This window comes from Mesorhizobium sp. CNPSo 4671, from assembly GCF_057784245.1.
Genome location: NZ_JBWLUW010000004.1, coordinates 186,326 through 204,970, shown reverse-complemented (window position 1 = coordinate 204,970; position 18,645 = coordinate 186,326). Strand labels below are relative to the sequence as shown.

General features: G+C 63.1%; 19 protein-coding genes. 2 read left to right on the top strand and 17 right to left on the bottom strand.

Annotated features, from left to right (window positions below; translation table 11 throughout):
* Positions 1 to 16: 16 nt before the first annotated feature.
* The 6 genes from iolB to AC04SF_RS13045 form a co-directional block, all read right to left on the bottom strand.
* Positions 17 to 829 (bottom strand): 5-deoxy-glucuronate isomerase, encoded by an 813-nt coding sequence (gene iolB / locus AC04SF_RS13070; RefSeq protein WP_488478131.1) that lies wholly within the window; start codon positions 827 to 829, stop codon positions 17 to 19.
* Between the two features lie 4 nt (positions 830 to 833).
* Entirely contained in the window at positions 834 to 1,052 is a 219-nt protein-coding gene (locus tag AC04SF_RS13065) for a DUF3329 domain-containing protein (protein ID WP_488478130.1), read from the bottom strand.
* Between the two features lie 61 nt (positions 1,053 to 1,113).
* Positions 1,114 to 2,031 (bottom strand): myo-inosose-2 dehydratase, encoded by a 918-nt coding sequence (gene iolE / locus AC04SF_RS13060; RefSeq protein WP_488478129.1) that lies wholly within the window; start codon positions 2,029 to 2,031, stop codon positions 1,114 to 1,116.
* Between the two features lie 148 nt (positions 2,032 to 2,179).
* The gene (iolD, locus tag AC04SF_RS13055) at positions 2,180 to 4,030 is read right to left on the bottom strand and encodes a 3D-(3,5/4)-trihydroxycyclohexane-1,2-dione acylhydrolase (decyclizing) (RefSeq protein ID WP_488478128.1); all 1,851 of its coding nucleotides are present in this window, start codon (positions 4,028 to 4,030) and stop codon (positions 2,180 to 2,182) included.
* 32 nt (positions 4,031 to 4,062) lie between these two features.
* The gene (locus AC04SF_RS13050) at positions 4,063 to 5,997 is read right to left on the bottom strand and encodes a bifunctional 5-dehydro-2-deoxygluconokinase/5-dehydro-2-deoxyphosphogluconate aldolase (RefSeq protein ID WP_488478127.1); all 1,935 of its coding nucleotides are present in this window, start codon (positions 5,995 to 5,997) and stop codon (positions 4,063 to 4,065) included.
* A gap of 156 nt (positions 5,998 to 6,153) precedes the next feature.
* Positions 6,154 to 6,999: a MurR/RpiR family transcriptional regulator gene (locus AC04SF_RS13045; protein ID WP_488478126.1), complete on the bottom strand. Its 846-nt coding sequence runs from the start codon at positions 6,997 to 6,999 to the stop codon at positions 6,154 to 6,156.
* A 155-nt stretch (positions 7,000 to 7,154) separates the two neighbouring features.
* Here AC04SF_RS13045 and AC04SF_RS13040 point away from each other — a divergent pair, with 155 nt between their 5' ends.
* Complete coding sequence (locus AC04SF_RS13040) at positions 7,155 to 8,264, top strand: Gfo/Idh/MocA family protein (RefSeq protein ID WP_488478125.1); 1,110 nt, start codon at positions 7,155 to 7,157, stop codon at positions 8,262 to 8,264.
* Positions 8,265 to 8,276: 12 nt separating this feature from the next.
* Here AC04SF_RS13040 and AC04SF_RS13035 read toward each other — a convergent pair whose 3' ends face one another.
* Positions 8,277 to 8,972 carry a helix-turn-helix transcriptional regulator gene (locus AC04SF_RS13035; RefSeq protein WP_488478124.1) on the bottom strand — a complete coding sequence of 232 codons (696 nt, stop codon included), beginning with the start codon at positions 8,970 to 8,972 and terminating at the stop codon, positions 8,277 to 8,279.
* 128 nt (positions 8,973 to 9,100) lie between these two features.
* On the opposite strand from AC04SF_RS13035, the gene AC04SF_RS13030 reads away from it, so the two are divergent.
* On the top strand, positions 9,101 to 9,736 hold the full coding sequence (locus AC04SF_RS13030; RefSeq protein ID WP_488478123.1) for a LysE family translocator: 636 nt from the start codon (positions 9,101 to 9,103) through the stop codon (positions 9,734 to 9,736).
* A 37-nt stretch (positions 9,737 to 9,773) separates the two neighbouring features.
* Here AC04SF_RS13030 and AC04SF_RS13025 read toward each other — a convergent pair whose 3' ends face one another.
* The 10 genes from AC04SF_RS13025 to AC04SF_RS12980 form a co-directional block, all read right to left on the bottom strand.
* The gene (locus AC04SF_RS13025) at positions 9,774 to 10,865 is read right to left on the bottom strand and encodes a 3-deoxy-7-phosphoheptulonate synthase (RefSeq protein ID WP_488478122.1); all 1,092 of its coding nucleotides are present in this window, start codon (positions 10,863 to 10,865) and stop codon (positions 9,774 to 9,776) included.
* A 207-nt stretch (positions 10,866 to 11,072) separates the two neighbouring features.
* Positions 11,073 to 11,384 carry a hypothetical protein gene (locus AC04SF_RS13020; RefSeq protein WP_488478121.1) on the bottom strand — a complete coding sequence of 104 codons (312 nt, stop codon included), beginning with the start codon at positions 11,382 to 11,384 and terminating at the stop codon, positions 11,073 to 11,075.
* A complete protein-coding gene (locus AC04SF_RS13015; protein WP_488478120.1) occupies positions 11,381 to 11,803 on the bottom strand; it encodes a PIN domain-containing protein in 423 nt (140 codons plus the stop codon). Before AC04SF_RS13015 ends, AC04SF_RS13020 begins: the two co-directional genes overlap by 4 nt.
* Complete coding sequence (locus AC04SF_RS13010; RefSeq protein WP_488478119.1) at positions 11,800 to 12,084, bottom strand: type II toxin-antitoxin system Phd/YefM family antitoxin; 285 nt, start codon at positions 12,082 to 12,084, stop codon at positions 11,800 to 11,802. Before AC04SF_RS13010 ends, AC04SF_RS13015 begins: the two co-directional genes overlap by 4 nt.
* Before the next feature lie 160 nt (positions 12,085 to 12,244).
* Complete coding sequence (locus tag AC04SF_RS13005; RefSeq protein ID WP_488478118.1) at positions 12,245 to 13,039, bottom strand: SDR family oxidoreductase; 795 nt, start codon at positions 13,037 to 13,039, stop codon at positions 12,245 to 12,247.
* 30 nt (positions 13,040 to 13,069) lie between these two features.
* Positions 13,070 to 14,065, bottom strand: a complete 996-nt coding sequence (gene iolG / locus AC04SF_RS13000) for an inositol 2-dehydrogenase (protein WP_488478117.1) — start codon at positions 14,063 to 14,065, stop codon at positions 13,070 to 13,072.
* Positions 14,066 to 14,183: 118 nt separating this feature from the next.
* Positions 14,184 to 14,951, bottom strand: coding sequence for an ATP-binding cassette domain-containing protein (locus AC04SF_RS12995; RefSeq protein ID WP_096452679.1), 768 nt, complete (start codon positions 14,949 to 14,951; stop codon positions 14,184 to 14,186).
* 2 nt (positions 14,952 to 14,953) lie between these two features.
* Positions 14,954 to 16,030, bottom strand: a complete 1,077-nt coding sequence (locus tag AC04SF_RS12990) for an ABC transporter permease (RefSeq protein WP_202351881.1) — start codon at positions 16,028 to 16,030, stop codon at positions 14,954 to 14,956.
* A 101-nt stretch (positions 16,031 to 16,131) separates the two neighbouring features.
* Positions 16,132 to 17,073 (bottom strand): sugar ABC transporter substrate-binding protein, encoded by a 942-nt coding sequence (locus tag AC04SF_RS12985; RefSeq protein WP_096452683.1) that lies wholly within the window; start codon positions 17,071 to 17,073, stop codon positions 16,132 to 16,134.
* Positions 17,074 to 17,471: 398 nt separating this feature from the next.
* Positions 17,472 to 18,503, bottom strand: coding sequence for a LacI family DNA-binding transcriptional regulator (locus AC04SF_RS12980; RefSeq protein ID WP_488478116.1), 1,032 nt, complete (start codon positions 18,501 to 18,503; stop codon positions 17,472 to 17,474).
* Positions 18,504 to 18,645 lie beyond the last annotated feature (142 nt).

Below are 18,645 nucleotides of genomic sequence, written 5' to 3'. Positions count from 1 at the left end.
CGAGAGACATCGGCGCTCAGGCCTTCATCAACCATTCGTGCTCGGGTGCATTGTGGAATTTCCACGTCCGCTTCGGCCCGGCCATGACGTTGAGATAGTAGAGATCGTACCCATGGCAGGCGGCGCAGGGGTGATAGCCCCTGGGCACCAGCACGACATCGCCATCCTCGATCGCCATGGCTTCGTCGAGCGCGCGATGGCCATCCGTGTCGGCGTCGGTATAGACGCGCTGGAAGGCAAAGCCCTGCGGCGGGTTGAGGCGATGGTAATAGGTCTCCTCTAGATAGGATTCGGCGGGCAGATTATCCTGGTCGTGCTTGTGCGGCGGATAGCTCGACGTGTTGCCGCCGGGCGTGATGACCTCGACCACCAGCAAGGAATCGGCCGGCTTGCCTTCCGGCAGGATGTTGGTGACGTAGCGCGTGTTGGTACCCTTGCCGCGCACTTCCTGGCCAAGATCGTCGGGTCCGATCACCCGGACCGGCAGTCCACCACCGAGGCCAGGCGCCGAGCAGACCGCGAGTTCGAGCTCGGTATCGGCCGTCACCGACCAGTCCGATCCCTCGGGAACATAGACCGACCACGGCTTGCCCTCGAAGGGCGACATACGCTCGCCGAGCAGGCCGAGGTCCTTGCCGCCGGCCTTCGCGGTGCCCTTGCCGGTCACGAACACCAGGCAGATTTCGCGATCGTCGGTCTTGCCTGAGGCGCTCTCGCCGGGCTTCAGCCGATGCAGGTCGAAACCGACATAGGTCCAGCCGGCGCTTTTCGGCGTCACATGGGCAACGCGACCATGGCCCTTGTCGGCCTTCACCAGCAGCTTGGACATCGGCTTACTCCTTCGGTTCGGCCTCGGCCGTTGCCTTGCTCTCATCGGCCGGCCTGTAGAGATAGAAAAACTGCCAGACGGCATAACCGGCAAAGCCGAGCGCGATGACGCCCCAGAACGGCGTGCCGGTGGCGAATTCGATGATCGACCAGATAATGCAGACAGCGACGACGGCGACACGCCGCCATAGCGGGCGGAAGAAGGGGTGCTCGTAATCTTTCATCGGGCCAATCTACAGCAACCTGGCTCGCCGTGAACCCATCGCATCAGGCATTCGGGAAACCCTAGGCATTGGGAAAGCCCTGGGTTTCGACCGTGTAGCCGGCGGCGGTCATCACACGCATCAATTCCTTGTGGCCGACCTGCGCCATTTTGAGCGGCGGGTTCTTCTTCGGATCCTGCTCTGCCTCGACCACGAACCAGCCTTCATAGCCATGGTCGGCGAAGCGTTGCACGATGGCGCCGAAATCCAGCGAACCATCGCCCGGCACGGTGAAGGCGCCGAGTGCCACGGCGTCGAGGAAGGATTGTTTTGTGCGGTCGAGCCCGTCGATCACGCCCATCCGCACATCCTTCACATGGACATGGCTGATGCGCTTGTGGTGGTTGTCGATGGCGCGCAGCACATCGCCGCCGGCGAAGGCCAGGTGACCGGCATCGAGCAGCAGCGGAATCCCCGCCCCGGAATGGCGCATGAAGGCATCGAGCTCCGGCTCGGTCTCGACCACGGCCGCCATATGGTGGTGGTAGGACAGCGGCATGCCTTGTTCGGCGCACCATTCGCCGAACTCGGTCAGCCGCCTTGCATAGGCCTTCATCTCGTCACCAGAAAGTTTCGGCTTGGTGGCGAGCGGCTTCGAACGGTCGCCCTGGATCGAACGGCCGACCTCGCCATAGACGATGCAAGGCGCGCTGACCGCCTTGAACAGGTCGATCATCGGCTGGATGCGATCCTTGTTCTTGCTCATCTCTTCATCGACCAGCGTGCCGGAAAACCAGCCGCCGCACAGCGTGACGTCGGCCGCCTTGAGGATCGGCAGCATGACCGCAGGATCGTTGGGAAAACGTCGGCCCATTTCCATGCCGGTGAAGCCAGCCGAACGCGATTGGCGCAGGCACTCCTCCAGCGACACGTCATCGCTGAGTTCGGCAAGATCGTCGTTCCACCACGCAATGGGGGACATGCCCAGTTTGGCTTTCAAGTCGTCACTCCGGTTTCTTGTTTACCCTCCCCCTTGTGGAGAGGGTCGCTGCGAAGCAGCGGGGTGGGGGTGCGGCGCCAGACCCCACCCGGACCTTCGGTCCGACCTCCCCACAAAGGGGGAGGTAGGGGGCGGCGCTGACTTAGCATCAATCGCCGATGGTCTGCATCTGCCGCTTCTCGTCATAGGCCTTGCGTGCCGCGTTGACCTGCGGGCGCGCCGAGACTTCCGGCACCGCCACATCCCACCAATGGCCACCGGCATCGGTGGAAACCAGCGGATCGGTGTCGATGACCAGCACGGTGGTGCGGTCGTTCTTCTTTGCCTTTTGCAGGGCGTTTTCCAGCCCGGCGATCGACGGCACCTTCTCGGCGATCGCGCCCATGCTCGCCGCATGCGCGGCAAAGTCGACATCGGGCAGGACCTCGTGGCGCGAGTCCTTCAACAGGTTGTTGAAGTTGGCGCCGCCGGTCGCCATCTGCAGCCGGTTGATGCAGCCATAGCCGCGGTTGTCGAGCAGCACGATGGTCAGCTTCAAGCCGAGCATCACCGAGGTGGCGATCTCGGAATTCAGCATCAGATAGGAACCGTCGCCGATCATCACGACGACCTCTTCGCCGGGCTTCGCCATCTTGGTGCCGAGCCCGCCGGCAATCTCGTAACCCATGGTCGAGAAGCCGTATTCGGCATGGTAGGAGCCGGGTGCACCTGCCTGCCAAAGCTTGTGCAATTCGCCCGGCAGGCCGCCTGCGGCATGCAGCAGCGTCACGCCGGAGCCCATGGCCCGCTGTACGGCACCAATCACCTGCGCGTCGGACGGGAAAGCGGCATTGGTCGAGGCGGTCACCTTGGCCGCGTCGGTCTGCCATTCCTTCTTGCCGGTGGCCGCATTGTCGGTCCAGACGGCAGGTGCCTTCCAGCCTTTCAGCGCGGCACCGAGCTCGGCGAGCCCCTCGGCCGCATCGGCGACCAGCGGCAGCGCACGGTGCTTGCCGGCATCGAAAGGCTGGACGTTGAGCCCGATGATGGTCTTGCCGGAATTCTTGAACAGCGCCCACGAGCCCGTGGTGAAATCCTGCAGGCGCGTGCCGATGGCCAGCACGACATCGGCCTCTTCCGCCAGCCGGTTGGCGGCCGAGGTTCCGGTGACGCCGACCGCCGCCATGTTGAGCGGATGATCGTCCGGCAGCGAGGATTTGCCGCCTTGCGTCTCGCAGACCGGAATGCCGGCGCTTTCGACGAATTTCGCCAGCGCATCGGAGGCCTGCGAATACAGCACGCCGCCGCCGGCGATCACCAGCGGCTTCTTCGCACCCTTGAGCGCCGCCGCAGCGGCGGCAAGTTCGTGGCGGTCCGGGCGTGGCCGGCGCTGGTGCCAGGTCCGTTCGGCGAAAAAGCTCTCGGGGTAGTCATAGGCCTCGGCCTGCACGTCCTGGCAGAGCGACAGCGTCACCGGACCGCAATCGGCTGGATCGGTCAGCACGGCCATGGCGCGGTTGAGCGCCGGGATGATCTGCTCGGGCCGCGTGATGCGGTCGAAATAGCGCGACACCGGACGGAAGCAGTCATTGACCGTCGCCGTGCCGTCGGAAAAATCCTCGGCCTGCTGCAGCACCGGGTCGGGGATGCGGTTGGCGAAGACATCGCCGGGCAGAAACAGCACAGGCAGCCGGTTTACATGCGCAAGTGCCGCCGCCGTCACCATGTTGAGCGCACCTGGTCCAATCGACGAGGTTGCCGCCATGAAGCGGCGGCGGAAATTGGCCTTGGCATAGGCGATCGCCGCATGCGCCATCGCCTGTTCGTTGTGGGCGCGGAAGGTCGGCAATTCGTCGCGCACCTGGTAGAGCGCCTCGCCGATGCCGGCGACATTGCCATGGCCGAAGATCGCCCAGACACCGCCGAAAATCGGTACTTTTGTGCCGTGCATCTCGGCCATCTGACGGGATAGGAAGCGGGTCAGCGCCTGCGCCATCGTCAGGCGGATTGTCTTGCTCATGGTGGTTTCCTCCGCAGTCTTATGCCGCGCCTTTATGCTGCTTTACGGCCACGCGCGGCAAGCCACGCCTCGGTCAACTGTTCGAAGCGCGAGGCCATGTCGGCGACGGCCTCGTCATCAGACATCCTGCCGGCCAGCCACTCTTCGGCCGCGTGGACGAAGATGGTGCGGCCGACGGCAAAACCCTTGACGATCGGCGCCTTGGCGGTGGCGGCGAAAGCCGCTTCCAACTCGTGCTGCGGCGCTTCCAGGCCAAGCAGCACGATGCCACGGCACCAGGGATCGTGTTTCAGGATGACCGCTTCAATCTTGGCCCAGGCGCCGCTCGACGCCTGCGGTTCGAGCTTCCACCAGTCGGGCTTGATGCCGAGCGCATAGAGTTCCTCCAGCGCGCGCGGAATGGTCGTGTCGTCGAGCTTGCCGTGCTTGCCGGCGATGATCTCGACGAGCAATTCGCGGCCGACCTTGCGTGCGGCCTCGAACAGCGCGCGCAGCTTCTGCTGCTGTTCTTCCTTGAGCGCTTGGGGATCGTCGGGATGGTAGAAGCACAGGCATTTGATGCAATGGTCGACCGGCCATTCGGTGAGCTGCGAGCCGATATCCTGCGAGAACTCGAAGCGCAGCGGCCGCGAGCCCGGCAGTTCGACCGGCCGTCCAAGCCAGGCGAAGGGATGCCTGGCGAATTCGAACATCGCCTCGCGGCCATGTTTCTCGTCGATCAGCATGCCGTAGCCGTCGCGGCCGGCGGCAACCTTGGCTGCCGCCTTGACCGCCAGCACCTTGAAATCGCGGATGCGCGCCGGATCGGCGCCGGCCTTCGCCGCGACATCCTCGAGCTGGATGCGATGATCACAGGCGAGCGCCATCATCGAGGGAATGTCGCGCCGGCGGGTCGTTGCCCAATGGATGTGGTTGATCGCCTCGTCCTTGCGCAAAGCGAGATGCTTGCTGCCGTTCTTGAGGAAGAATTGCAACTCCTCGAAGGTCGGATATTCCGGTGCGCAGAGCAGCCGCGACACGGCGAAGGCGCCGCAGGCGTTGGCCCAGGTCGCCGCCGTCGCATGGTCTTCACCGCCCAGCCAGCCGCGCAGGAAGCCGGACATGAAGGCGTCGCCGGCGCCCAGCACATTGTAGATCTCGATCGGAAAACCCTTGCCGACGACACCGTCCTCGAGATCGTCGCTGATCGGTCCGTCATAGACGATGCAGCCCATGGCGCCGCGCTTCAAGACGATGGTGGCCGCCGACAGCGCGCGGATCGTCTTCAGCGCGCTCAGGCAGTCGTCGGCGCCCGAGGCGATCATGATCTCTTCCTCGGTGCCGACGATGAGATCGCAATCGGGCAGCACGGTCTTCAGCTGGGACGAGACCCGGTCGGATTTGACGTAACGCTCGAAGCCCTCGGCATGGCCGGCGAGGCCCCACAGATTGGGCCGATAGTCGATGTCGAAGACCACCTTGCCGCCCTTGGCCTTCATGATGCGGATCGCCTTGCGCTGGGCGGCGTCGCTGTTGGGGCGAGAAAAATGCGTGCCGGTGACGACGATCGAACGCGCCGAAGCGATGAAGGCCTCGTCGATGTCTTCCGGCGCCAGCGCCATGTCGGCGCAGTCTGAGCGGTAAAAGATCATCGGCGAAACGCCTTCGCTTTCGACCGAAAGCAGCACCAGGGCGGTCAGTCGTTCCTTGTCGGTCTTCAGCCCGTCGGTGTTGACGCCTTCGCGCTTGAGCTGCTCGCGGATGAAGCGGCCCATCTGCTCGTCGCCGACGCGCGTCAGCAGCGCCGAGCGCAGGCCAAGCCTCGCGGTGCCGACCGAAATGTTGGCCGGGCAGCCGCCGACCGACTTGGCGAAAGACGTAATGTCCTCCAGCCGCGAGCCGATCTGCTGGCCGTAGAGGTCGACGGAAGCACGACCGATGGTGATGACGTCGAGCGGCGCCTGTTTGGCGTCCACGGCTTCGCTCATTGGAACCTCCCGTCAGTCTTGTTGTCAGGAACAACATTGTTTGGGTAACACGCGCGAGCGGCGGCGTGGTGCCGGGAATATGAAATAATAATTCCAATCCATAGTCAATATGGAATGAGCATTCCCCGATCTAAAATTGCCTTTTGGGATAGCCGATCAGGCCCTGCGCTTGCGGGTGGAGTCGCGCCGTTTCTCGCCGACGCCGACGGTCAGAGCCATGGCCAGCGCCATCGTCGCCGACAGCGAACGGAAGCCGGCGAAATCCGCCTCGGCAACCTCGAACCAGACCCTGGCGAACTGGGCAAGCGGCGAAAACGAGCTGTCGGTGATGGCGACGATCGGCACGCCCTGTTCCGAAATGGTGCGGGCTTCCTCGATGGTGGCCGGCGCATAGGGGGAGAAGGAGATGGCGATGACGGCGTCCGCCGGCGTGGCGAAGCTGACCATCTCGGCGTTCAGCCCGGCGGCCGATTCGATCAGCTGGTTGCGGATCTTCAGCTTGCCGAGCGCATAGGCAATGTAGGACGCCACTGGGTAGGAGCGCCGCTTGGCCAAGACATAGATGGTCTGCGCCTTTGCCAACAGCGAAATCGCATCTTCCAGATGCGCATCGTCCAGCGTGCGGGAAATGTCGTTGAGCGAGGTGCTGGCGGCGGCGACGAAGCCGTCGAAGATGGCACGATGACCGGCGCCGCCCTCGGCCTTGACGCGCAGCGCCTGCAACCGTTCGTCATAGGACGAGTTGCGTTCGCGCAGCCGCTCGCGAAACACCTGCTGCAGGCTGGTGAAGCCGTCGAAGCCAAGCTGCTGAGCAAAGCGGATCAGGGTCGAAGGCTGCACGCCGGCCGAGGCGGCGATGCTGGCGGCGGTGCCGAAGGCGATGTCGTCGGGATTGTCGAGTGCGTAGGCCGCGATCTGGGCGATACGCTTGGGCAGGCTTTCGCGCCGATCGAGGATTGTGGCGCGCAGCGTCTCGAAGTCGCGAGGTACCCGTTCGTCCATCGTCGGCCCGTCCAAGCTCATCCGTGAAACGCCCTCTCTGCCCCATCATAGCGAGCCTGCGCAAGAACGCCATAAAAAATGAGGCAGACATTCCATTTCAGGAAGAAATGGACTAATTCATCCACCCAGCGCTTCATGTGGTGGAGAAACGGAAAATGGTCGGCGTAGGTCTTATCGGCACGGGCTTCATGGGCAAATGCCATGCCATCGCGTGGAGTGCCGTCGGCGCCGTCTTTCCAGATGTCGCCAAGCCGAAACTCGTCCATCTCGGTGAGGTCAACGAGGAGTTGGCCCAGCGCAAGGCCGGCGAGTTCGGTTTCGCCAAGGCGTCCGGCGACTGGCGCGCCGTCGTCAACGATCCCGAGGTCGACATCGTGTCGCTGACCACGCCCAACCAGTTCCATCCCGAGATGGCCATCGCTATCCTGGAGGCCGGCAAGCATCTGTGGTGCGAAAAGCCGATGGCGCCGAGCTTTGCCGAAGCCGAGGCGATGGCGGAAGCGGCGAAGACATCCGGCAAGGTCGCGGCGCTTGGCTACAACTACATCCAGAGCCCGGCCATCCGTCACATCGGCGCGCTGCTCGACGAGAAGATCATCGGCGAGGTCAACCATCTGCGCATCGAGATGGATGAGGATTTCATGGCCGATCCCGAAGCGCTGTTCTTCTGGAAGCACGAGGCGGCTTCCGGCTATGGCGCGCTCGACGATTTCGCCGTCCATCCGCTGTCGCTGGTCTCGGCCCTGTTCGGCCGCGTCGCCAGCGTCATCTGCGACATGGCCAAGCCTTATGCCGACCGCAAGCTGGCAACAGGCGGACGCCGCGCGGTCGAGACCTATGATATCGCCAGCGTTTTGATGCATCTGGAAAACGGCATTGCCGGCACGCTTCAGGTCAACCGCTCGGCCTGGGGCCGCAAGGGCCGCATCGCCATTCAGATTTTCGGCTCGAAAGGGTCGATCCTGTTCGACCAGGAGCGGATGAACGAAATCCAGCTCTACCTCACATCGGATCGCCCGACCGAACAGGGTTACCGCACCATATTGGTGGCGCCGCATCACAAGCCCTATGACGCCTTCCTGCCGGCACCCGGGCACGGCCTCGGTTTCAACGATCTCAAGATCATCGAGTGCCATGAATTGCTGACGCGGCTCGATGGCAGACCGGCACGGCTCATCGAATTCGCCGAAGGGCTGGAGATCGAGCGCACCGTGCACGCCATGGCGCGCTCCTTCCAGGAAAAGCGCTGGGTGGAGGTGCGGTAATATCCGCTCGCCTCAACCGCCGACGGCCGGGGTCTCCCAGCCGTCCACCCAGATCTGCCGCAAGCGGTCGCCTTCTCCCTTGAAGCGCAGTCCGGTCGGTTGGCAATCCTCGATGCGGTCGCTGCGGAAATTGCGGATCGCCTGGCGCAACTCGCACCAGGCGACGATGTTGGCGGTCTCGGCGTAGTAGATGAGCGCGATCGGGCGGATGAGGCGCTCGGAGGCGCGGCCCATTTCGTCGCGATAGGAAAGGTCGAGCTTCTCCTCGTCGCGGATGGCGCGGCGCACCAGCGCCAGATCGATCGTGCCGGCCGAGGGCGCGGCGAAACCCCAGGCATGCAGTGCATTGGCTTCGAATGTCTGGCGCAGCGGCGGCGGCACCGCGCCGGCAATCTTGGCGCTGACACGTTTGGCTGCCTGCTTGAGCTCGTCGTCTCCGGTGCGCTCCAGCAGCGCCAGCGACAGGACGATCGCCTCCATCTCCTCGATCGAAAACATCAGCGGCGGCAGGTCGAATCCGGGACGCAGGATGTAGCCGATGCCGCGCCCGCCTTCGATCGGCACGCGCATCGCCTGCAGCGCCGCGATGTCGCGATAGATCGAACGTACAGTCACTTCCAGCCGCTCGGCAATCATTGCCGCCGTCACCGGCTGCCGCGCCAGCCGCAGGATCTGGATGATCTCGAACAGGCGTGACGCCTTGCGCATTTCCTCACCCGGCTCCCATCGCAACTGACACACCATTGTCAGTTGGGTCGACCTATAGAACTGCCTATCGAATTGAAAATCAACAGGTTCCGCGGCGAATTGGTGGGACGAGAGGGCAGGCAACTGACATGGGTTACGCGGAAAATCTCTGGCTGTTCTTTATCCTGCTGTTCGGCATCATCGCCGTTCCGGGTATGGACATGCTATTCGTGCTGGCCAATGCGCTGACCGGTGGCCGCGACAGAGGCCTCGCCGCGACCGGCGGCATCATGGTCGGCGGCATGGTGCACACGCTGAACGGTGCCATCGGCGTTGGCTTGCTCATGCATTTCGTGCCGATCCTGTTCACGCCGCTGCTGCTCGCCGGCGCCGCCTACATGGCCTTCATCGGCATCACGCTGATGCGCAGCTCCATCACCGTCGGCCATGATGGGCCAGCCGGCAGCCGCTCCTCATGGAAGGCATTTCGCCAGGGGCTGGTGACCTGCTTGATCAATCCGAAGGCTTATCTGTTCGTGCTCGCCGTCTATCCGCAGTTCCTGAAGCCGGACTACGGCCCGATCTGGATGCAGGCAACGGTCATGGGCCTGCTGACGGTCCTGACCCAGGCCGCGATCTATGGCGGGTTGGCGATATCGGCCGGCCGCAGCCGCAACCTTTTGATCGCCAATCCGCGGGCAACCATTCTTGCCGGCCGGGCGGCCGGGTTGCTGCTCTTTGCGGTCTCCGTATTCACCGCCTGGGAAGGGCTGAGGGCGGCGTAATTCCCGTTAACGCCGCCCTTCCGACATCGTCGTGGTATCAGGCAGCGCCCTGCCGGCTTTCCAGCATGGCGCGGCGGGTCGACCGGCGCCATTCGACAGCACCGGCAAGGCCGTGCAGCACGGTCTCGGTGGTGGCCCAGTCGATGCAGCCATCGGTGATGCTCTGGCCGTAGACGAGCGGCTTGCCGGGCACCACATCCTGCCGGCCGGCGACGAGATTGCTTTCGATCATCAGGCCAATGATGCGCTCGTCGCCCGCCGCCACCTGGCCGGCCACGTCGGCCGCGACCTTGGGCTGGTTCTCCGGCTTCTTGGCCGAGTTGGCGTGACTGACATCGATCATCAGCCGGGGTGCGACACCGATGCGGGCGAGTTCGACCGAGGCCGCCTCGACGCTTGCCGCGTCGTAGTTGGGCTGAACGCCGCCGCGCAGGATGACATGGCAGTCCTCATTGCCCGTGGTCGTCGCGATGCCGCTACGCCCGCCCTTGGTCACCGCCATGAAATGATGCGGTTGGGCGGCCGACTTCACCGCCTCGCCGGCGATCCTGAGATTGCCGTCGGTACCGTTCTTGAAGCCGACCGGGCAGGACAGGCCCGACGCCAGCTCGCGGTGGATCTGACTCTCGGTCGTGCGCGCGCCGATGGCGCCCCAGGCGACCAGGTCGGCAATGTATTGCGGGGTGGTCATGTCGAGGAATTCGGTCGCCGCCGGCAGGCCGAGATTGTTGACGGCCGACAGCACGTTGCGCGCCATCCGCAGCCCCTTGTCGATGTTGAAGCTGCCGTCGAGGTCGGGATCGTTGATCAGGCCTTTCCAGCCGACCGTGGTGCGCGGCTTCTCGAAATAGACCCGCATGACGATCTCGAGCCGGTCGGACAAGGTCTCGCGCAGCGCCGCCAGACGGCTGGCATAGTCAACGGCCGCGACCGGATCGTGGATCGAACAGGGGCCGACGACGACGAGCAATCGGTCGTCGGTGCCGTTCAAGATGGCGTGGATCGCATTGCGTGAGGCGCTCACGGTGCGCGTCGCCGTCAACGTGCGCGGGATTTCCCGCATCACCTGGTCCGGCGTGCTCAGTTCTCGGATTTCCTTGACCCGAAGGTCGTCTGTGGTGGTCAACACGGCTTTCTGCTCCTGATTTAGGAGACCTGCCGGCTGAAACAAAAAAGCCGCCAGGTCTGGCGGCTGTTCGGATCTTGTTGCTGCAATCTTCAGATCGAGCGCAATCCTCCCGCCGCCAGCGAGCTGCTAAAGTACCAATACGTGGCGGACAGGTTGATCATGAGGCTCATATAATCGAAGCGGAGGCGTTTGTCACGTCCCCGCGTTTCAGTTTGAAATGTGCTCGTGGCCCTGGGGAAACCAGATGCCGCGCCGGAGCCAGTTGGCTCCACCCAAATTGGGCACGACGTGATTTTGGTCGAGATCGTTCATGTCCTTGATGATCTCGATGCGGATGATTTTCTCGGGGGATCTGAAGGCAAGTTCGAAGAGTTGCAAGGCGTCGGCTTCCGACCGCGCGGTGATGCCGACACCAAGATGACCGTTAATCGTGATTCCAATATGGATGCATCGAGACGTTCTCTTGTGGCACAGGCGTATGAGCCCTTGAGTTCCGACATGCTGCGCCGGGCGGCTCATGCCGTCCAGGGATCGAAGAGTTCTATTCCGAAGTCTTCGAAATCCCTGGTATTGCGCGTTGCCAAGGTGAGCTGCCGCGCAATCGCCGTGGCTGCGATCAGGCCGTCCATCGATGACAGGCCGCGACCACGGCGCTTGGCAAGGCCCATCAGGTCGCCCCAGGCCAAGGCAACCGGTTCGTCCACCGGCAAAACCCTTTGCTCGAAGCGCTGCGGCAGGTCCCGAGCGAGCCATTCGGCCAGTGCGTCGCGTTTCCGGCCCTCATCCATCAGGGCGACGCCGCGCCTGATCTCAGCGATCGATATGACGCTGATGAATGAGCGGTCCTCATCAAGCCTGTCCAGCCAGTCCAGAACGCGTGCGTCCGGCGCCGGCCTTGTCACCTCAGACAGGACATTCGTATCGAGCAGCAGCCTCACAGCAGCAGGTTACGCGGCTCGTCGGGCTGACGTTCAAGGTCGAGATCGGCGCCGCGCAGCGGTGACTCCAGCAAGAACTGCGCAAGTGTACCTTTGCGCACGGTCTTCCGCTGCCATTCCTCGGCCGAGACGACAACCACGCTTGGCTTGCCGTTCTTGGTGATCGTCTGCGGCGAAGACTGCGCGCGCTCGATAACCTCCGAGAGCCGGGCCTTTGCTCCGGCGACCGTCCAGTTGGTATCCTCTTTGGTCTCAGGACGCATTTCAACCTCCGTGACCATTCTGACTATCTTGACTATATAAGAGTGGCGATGAGGCGGCAACAGGGAGCGAGCGTGCCTTTGACTGGTCCGCAACCAGTCACGCAGTCGTTGATATTTTCGGCTATCTCGGCCAACAGATGGCCGAGATGCTTCTGGACGTAGGGCTGCTCGATCGCTTCTACTCGCCAATCACTCCGGCAATGTTCTGGTCGTAGTCGACCAGCGACCCGGTCATGACGCCGGCCTGCGGGCTGATCATGTAGGTGATCAGCCGGGCGAGTTGTGCCGGCTTCACCAACTGGCCCATCGGCTGCGCGGCTTCGGCCTTTTCCAGCCAGTCATCCGGCGCGTCATGCCACTTCTTCTGCACGATCGCCTCGCCCTCGGTGTCCATCCAGCCGGGCAGCACGGCGTTGCAGCGGATGCGGTTTTTTCGGTACGAGCTGGCGACGTTCTTGGTCAGCGTCATCAGCGCGCCCTTGCTGGTCGAATAGGGCGTCAGGAAGGACTGGCCGGCATGTGCCGACATTGACAGCACGTTGACGATCGAGCCCGGTGCCTTGCGCTCCAGGAGATGCGCGACCAGCCCCTGCATCAGGAAGAACGGGCCACGCACATTGGTGTCGAAGATCTGGTCGAAGAGCTCTTCCGAGGTTTCAACCAGTGAGCCGCGTGCCGAGGTGGCGGCTGCGTTGACCAGCGCGTTCAGCGTACCGAAATGCGAGAGCGCGGTCGCCACCGCGCGCTTGCAATCGGCAACCTTGGCGACATCGGCGCTGATGAAGATCGCGTCGACGCCAGCCTTCTTGAAGTGGGCGACCGCCTTGTCGCCCTTCTCTTGCGAGCGGCCGATAAGCGCCAGCGCCCGGCAGCCTTCGTCGGCCAGCGCCTCGGCGACGGCGAAGCCGATGCCCTGCGCGCCGCCGGTGACAATGGCGCGTGTTGTCGAATTGCGATCGGCTGATGCGCTCATCGCTTTGCTCCTGTGGCTTGGGTCCGGTTCTTACTTGTCGAGGCGGACGGTCTTGCCCGTCGTCGCCGACTTCAGCGCCGCATCCGCCAGCTTCAGCGCCACCAGGCCGTCGGCGCCGCTCGGAGCCGCTTTCTTGCCTGAGGTCGCGGCGGCGATGAACGAGGCGATCTCGATGGCATAGGCGTCGAGATAGCGGGTCATGAAGAAGTCGTGCAGCGGCGGGCGCGTATAGCCCTTGTCGTTTGCCACTTCGATCGACACCGGCCGCTGGTTTTCGGCAGCCACCATGCCTTTCGAGCCATGCACCTCGATGCGCTGGTCATAGCCATAGGTGGCGCGGCGCGAGTTGGAGATGACCGCCTGTTTGCCGGAAGCGGTTTCGAGGATGACGCTGACCGAGTCGAAATCGCCGGCAGCACCGATCTTCTTGTCGACCAGCACAGACGCATGCGCGCTGACCGCCACCGGCTCTTCGCCGAGCAGGAAGCGCGCCATGTCGAAATCATGGATGGTCATATCGCGAAAAATGCCGCCCGAGCGGGCGATATAGTCCAGCGGCGGCGGGCCGGGATCGCGCGAAGTGATGGTGACCATCTCGACGGTGCCGATGGCGCCGTCGTCGATCGCCTTGCGCACGGCGGCGAAATGCGGATCGAAACGCCTGTTGAAGCCGACCATCAGCGTTGCCTTGGCCTTCTCGACCACGGCCAGGCATTTTTCCACGCGCTTCACGCTCAGGTCGATCGGCTTCTCGCAGAAGATCGCCTTGCCGGCCTTGGCAAAGCGTTCGATCAGATCGGCATGGGTGTCGGTCGGCGTGCAGATGACGACGGCGTCGATGTCTTTAGATTTTTCGATGGCGTCGATGGTGCGCACCTCGGCGCCATAGGCTGTCGCCAGTTCCTTTGCCGCCTTCTCGAAGGCATCGGCCACCGCCACTAGTTTTGCATCGGGATTGGAGCCGACGGCGCGGGCGTGGACCTTGCCGATGCGGCCGGCACCGAGGAGGGCGAAACGAACAGTCATGGATATTTCCTCTAGGGGATGGGTTCGAGGGCGTTGTGTCCGCACCTTCCCGTACGGGAAAGGTGGCTGGGTATTTTCTGGGCGCGGCAGATCGTCCCGGAACGGGCAACCACCCGCCTTAGGCCGCGAGTTCCGCCTCTCCGGTCTTGGCGCCGGTGATGTAGGAGACGATATCCTGGCCGTCGGTGTTCTCCTTGCGCAGATTGGCGACGATGCGGCCGCGCCGGAAGACGACGATGCGGTCGCACAGGTCGAACACCTGGCGCATATTGTGGCTGATCAGGATCAGCGGCTCGCCATTGGCCTTCAGCGTGCGGATGATGTTTTCGACCTGCGCCGTTTCTTGCACGCCGAGAGCCGCCGTCGGCTCGTCCATGATGATCAGCTTGGAGGCGAAAGTGGCGGTCCTAGCGATCGCCACGCACTGCCGCTGGCCGCCCGACATGTGGCGGATGGTGTTGGAGAGATTGGGGATTTTCACCGCCGTGCGCACCAGCGCCGCCTCGGTCGCCTTGCGCATGTATTTGCGGTCGAGGATCGAGAATGGCCCCAGATTGAACAGCACCTTTTCGCGGCCGAGGAACAGGTTCGACGGCACGTCGAGATCATCGGCCAACGCCAGGTTCTGAAACACCGTCTCGATGCCCGCCGTGCGGGCCTCGATCGGGCCGGTGAAATTCACTTCCTTGCCGTCGAACCAGACCTTGCCGCTGGTGCGTTGCTCGACAGCCGTGATCTGGCGCACGAAGGTCGACTTGCCGGCACCATTGTCGCCCATGATGGCGACATGTTCGCCCTTGCGCAGCTCGAAGTTCGCGCCTTCCAGCGCATGCACGCCGCCATAGCGCTTGGTCAGGTTTTCAGTCTTCAGGACGATGTCTGACATGGTTAAGCCCTCAATGCCCGCAGGCGTTGGCGCCACTGGTCGAGAACGACAGCCCCGACGATGATCACGCCCTTGACCATCTCCTGGTAATAGGCGTCGAGGCGCAGGAAGGTGAAGCCGGAGATGATGACGCCGAAGATCAGCGAGCCGATCACCGTACCGACGATCGAGCCGCGGCCGCCCGACAGCGAGACGCCGCCGATGACCGCCATGGCGATCGCGTCGAGTTCGTACATCACGCCCATGCCGGATTGCGCAGTGAGGTTCTTGGAGGAGAGCACCACCGCGGCGAGCGAGGCGAGAATGCCAGCGATAACGTAGACCAGGATCTTGTGGTTGGCGATCTTGATGCCGGACATGCGCGCGGCATCCTCGTTGGAGCCGATCGCGTAACAATGCTTGCCGTAGCGGGTGTAGGTCATGATGAGCTGGAAAAGGATCGCCAGCGACAGGAAGATGATGACAGGCATCAGGCCCTTGCCGATCGCCGCGAAACCGTCGGTCGGGAACGAGATCGGCTGCCCCTTGGACCACCATTTGGCGATGCCGCGCGCGGTGACCATCATGCCGAGCGTGGCGATGAACGGTGGAATGCGCGTGTAAGCGATCAATGAGCCATTGACGAGGCCGGCGAACAAGCCGCAGCCGATCGCCACCAGCACCGGCACGATGACCGGCAGGTCGGTCCAGCCTTGTGCCAGGAACATCGCCTTCGGGTTGGGGTTGCCGTTGACCGTCGCCACCTGGGCGAAACTCATGGCGATCATCGCCGTCGCGCCGACGATAGAGCCGGAAGACAGGTCGATGCCGCCGCAGATGATGACTTGCGTCACGCCGATGGCGATGATGCCGACGATCGACACCTGCAGGATGATGATCTGCAGGCGCGCCTCATTGAAGATCCCCGAGACATCGCTGCGGGTGTTGAACAGGAAGCTGTCGCCGAGAAAGATGCGGCCGATCGCTTCGAAGATGACAACGAGGATGACGAGCGCCAGGAAAACGTTGAATTCGGCTGGCCATGCGCGCTTCTTCGCATCGTAGGTGAGCCCTCCGACGCCATGAGATGTCTGTGCCAATCTTCTATCCTCCGTCAGCCGCGGTCGTTCCTCGCGCCTTTAGGCGCTGAGGGAAAGGGGAGCGGCGCTGTCTTTTGCGCGCCGCTCCGTATGTCCGTGGCTCAGTTCTTCTTCAGGAACTTGTCGATGTTGGCCGGGGTGACGAGCTGGAACGGCACGTAGACCTTGTGCTCGACCTTCTCGCCCTTGGACAGCTTGAGCGCCGCATCCAGCGCACCGGCACCCTGGCCGGCCGCGTCCTGGAACACAGTTGCGTCGAGGTCGCCGGCCTGCATGGCGGCAAGCGCGTCCTGCGTGGCATCGACACCGCCCACGACAACCGACTTCATGTCGATGTTGGCTGCCTTCATCGCCTGGATGGCGCCGATGGCGCTTTCGTCATTGTTGGCGATGACGCCGTCGAACTTCTTGCCGGTCGACAGCCAGTTGGTCATCAGGTTCTGCGCTTCGTCACGGTTCCAGTTCGACGTCTGCTTGTCGATGATCTTGATGAAGCTGCAATCCGGCGTGGCGATCACCTCTTCGATGTCCTTGGTGCGTTGCACGGCGGCTTGGTTGGAAAGCTCACCCATGATCACATAGACATTGGCTTCCTTCTTGCCGGCTTCCTTGAACAGGCGGCAGACTTCCTTGGTTTCGAGCGTGCCGGAATCGGCCTCGTTCGAGGCGACGAAGGCCTGGTTGTCCGGCAGCGTGTTCACGTTGACCGGCTCGCGGTTGACATAGACAAGCGGAATCTTGGCAGCCGCGGCGGCGTCCGACATCGCTTGGGTGGCCGAGGTGTCAACCGGGTTGACGATGATCGCGTCGACGCCCGAAGCGGCGAAGTTCTTGATCTGGTCGAGTTGCTTGGCGACGTCGTTCTGTGCGTCTTCGACCTGCAGTTCGACGCCGCTCATGCCCTTGGCCTGCGCGATCATGCCGTTGCGCAGCACGGTGAGGAAGTTGTCGTCGAACTTGGCCATCGATACGCCGATCTTGGCGGCCATGGCCGATGAACTCATCAGCGCCGCGAAGGCGACGCCCAAAAGCAGTTTCTTCATTGTATCTCTCCTCCACTTTTGGTGTCCGGTTGCACCGATCTATCCGGAATCCCCGATCTCCCCGGGGAATCTCTCCCTGATATCGTTTCGTCCCGCGCGGCATTCCCTGCCTTGGCTGGAACGCCGAGCCCTCTGTTTGAAACAGACGTTCCGGAACGAAAGAACCAAAATGTCCAGCTAGTGAAATATTTATTCCATTTCGTCACAAGACGTCAAGGGCGATTCCAAGACCGGATGCGCGATTCTGATGTCGACGCAGACAAGCCATGCGCGAAGCCGCCGGTCGCACGCCGGCTGCGCAGCCAATTCCGCGGTGGATCGCCAGGCGATGCGGCACCTATCAGCCGTGATGGGTTCTTTCATCCGCCGACGAAACACGGCTGGAGTACTGGAGATCGCTAGATATTTTCGGGCAGGTAGATCTCGAACGGCAGAAAAGTCTGTCCCGGCGCGTTCGCGGCACCGGTCTCGATGGCATGCGCCATCAGATCCAGCAGTTCGCGGCAAAGCGCCGGCAGCGGCGTCGAGATCACCATCGTCAGGATGCCGTCCGCCAACGCCGAACGCGAGACCGCCGTGATCTCGTTGCAGACGACTGCCGGCATCTCGGCTGGCCTCGCCTGCCTTAGTGCGGCGACCGCGCCTTCCATGCCGCCGCCGGCGACATAGCAGCCGACCAGATCGGGGTGGCGGCCGAGAAGCTCGAGCAACGTGTCCTGCGTGATCTGGTTGGCCTCGAGATTGACCAGCGTTTCCAGCAAGGTGAAGTCGGGCGCCTGTTCGCGGAAGAAAGAGCGGAAGCCGATCTCGCGCAATTCATGCCCGTGGAAACGGTGGCTGCCGACGAACAGCGCCACCTTGCCCGGCCGCCTCGCCGCCTTCGAGATCATCCAGGCCGCGGTTCTGCCCACCTTGCGGTTGTCGAGGCCGACATAGCCCTCGCGGATGCCGGCGGCGAAGTCGGACAGCAACGAAAACACCGGCAGGCCTTTCGCTTTCATCTCCTCGACGGTGACCGTCAGTGTCGGGTGATCCGGCCCGACCAGCGCGACCGCCCTGCATTTGGCGGCCAGCTTGCGCGTGTGCTCGACGATTTCGTCCGGCGTCAGCGAACTGGCGAAATCGATGATCGCGACACCGCGGAAACGCTGCGACTGCGCCACCGCAAGTTCGAGCTGCCGCGCGAACTCCGTGTAGAACACATCATTGCCTCTCAAGAGCAGGAAGCCGAGCCGGTACTCCGGCAGTTCATGGCGCATCCGCTGCTTGATCAGCCCGGCCGCGTGATAGCCGATCTCGGTCGCGGTCTCGTAGACGCGGCGCGCGGTCTCTTCGCGCACCGGCAGACGGTTGTTGAGCACCCGGTCCACCGTGGCAACGCTGACGCCGGAGATGCGCGCCAGATCGGTTATGGTCGGCCGTTTCGCCATGATCGCCCTCGTTCGATTGCGGGACAAGGGTACATCATTCTGATAGGAAATGATAGAAACTATCTTTGTGATATTGAGTCTATCATGGCTCAGCGGTATTTTCACGCTCGAAGCCAATGGGCAAGCGGCATTCGCTTGGGCG

Bases quoted from the DNA above. Each gene is read 5' to 3' on its own strand.
- iolB (WP_488478131.1), bottom strand. From the start codon at position 829: ATGTCCAAGCTGCTGGTGAAGGCCGACAAGGGCCATGGTCGCGTTGCC.
- AC04SF_RS13065 (WP_488478130.1), bottom strand. From the start codon at position 1,052: ATGAAAGATTACGAGCACCCCTTCTTCCGCCCGCTATGGCGGCGTGTC.
- iolD (WP_488478128.1), bottom strand. From the start codon at position 4,030: ATGAGCAAGACAATCCGCCTGACGATGGCGCAGGCGCTGACCCGCTTC.
- AC04SF_RS13050 (WP_488478127.1), bottom strand. From the start codon at position 5,997: ATGAGCGAAGCCGTGGACGCCAAACAGGCGCCGCTCGACGTCATCACC.
- AC04SF_RS13045 (WP_488478126.1), bottom strand. From the start codon at position 6,999: ATGGACGAACGGGTACCTCGCGACTTCGAGACGCTGCGCGCCACAATC.
- AC04SF_RS13040 (WP_488478125.1), top strand. From the start codon at position 7,155: ATGGTCGGCGTAGGTCTTATCGGCACGGGCTTCATGGGCAAATGCCAT.
- AC04SF_RS13035 (WP_488478124.1), bottom strand. From the start codon at position 8,972: ATGCGCAAGGCGTCACGCCTGTTCGAGATCATCCAGATCCTGCGGCTG.
- AC04SF_RS13030 (WP_488478123.1), top strand. From the start codon at position 9,101: ATGGGTTACGCGGAAAATCTCTGGCTGTTCTTTATCCTGCTGTTCGGC.
- AC04SF_RS13020 (WP_488478121.1), bottom strand. From the start codon at position 11,384: ATGAGCCGCCCGGCGCAGCATGTCGGAACTCAAGGGCTCATACGCCTG.
- AC04SF_RS13010 (WP_488478119.1), bottom strand. From the start codon at position 12,084: ATGGTCACGGAGGTTGAAATGCGTCCTGAGACCAAAGAGGATACCAAC.
- AC04SF_RS13005 (WP_488478118.1), bottom strand. From the start codon at position 13,039: ATGAGCGCATCAGCCGATCGCAATTCGACAACACGCGCCATTGTCACC.
- iolG (WP_488478117.1), bottom strand. From the start codon at position 14,065: ATGACTGTTCGTTTCGCCCTCCTCGGTGCCGGCCGCATCGGCAAGGTC.
- AC04SF_RS12995 (WP_096452679.1), bottom strand. From the start codon at position 14,951: ATGTCAGACATCGTCCTGAAGACTGAAAACCTGACCAAGCGCTATGGC.
- AC04SF_RS12985 (WP_096452683.1), bottom strand. From the start codon at position 17,073: ATGAAGAAACTGCTTTTGGGCGTCGCCTTCGCGGCGCTGATGAGTTCA.
- AC04SF_RS12980 (WP_488478116.1), bottom strand. From the start codon at position 18,503: ATGGCGAAACGGCCGACCATAACCGATCTGGCGCGCATCTCCGGCGTC.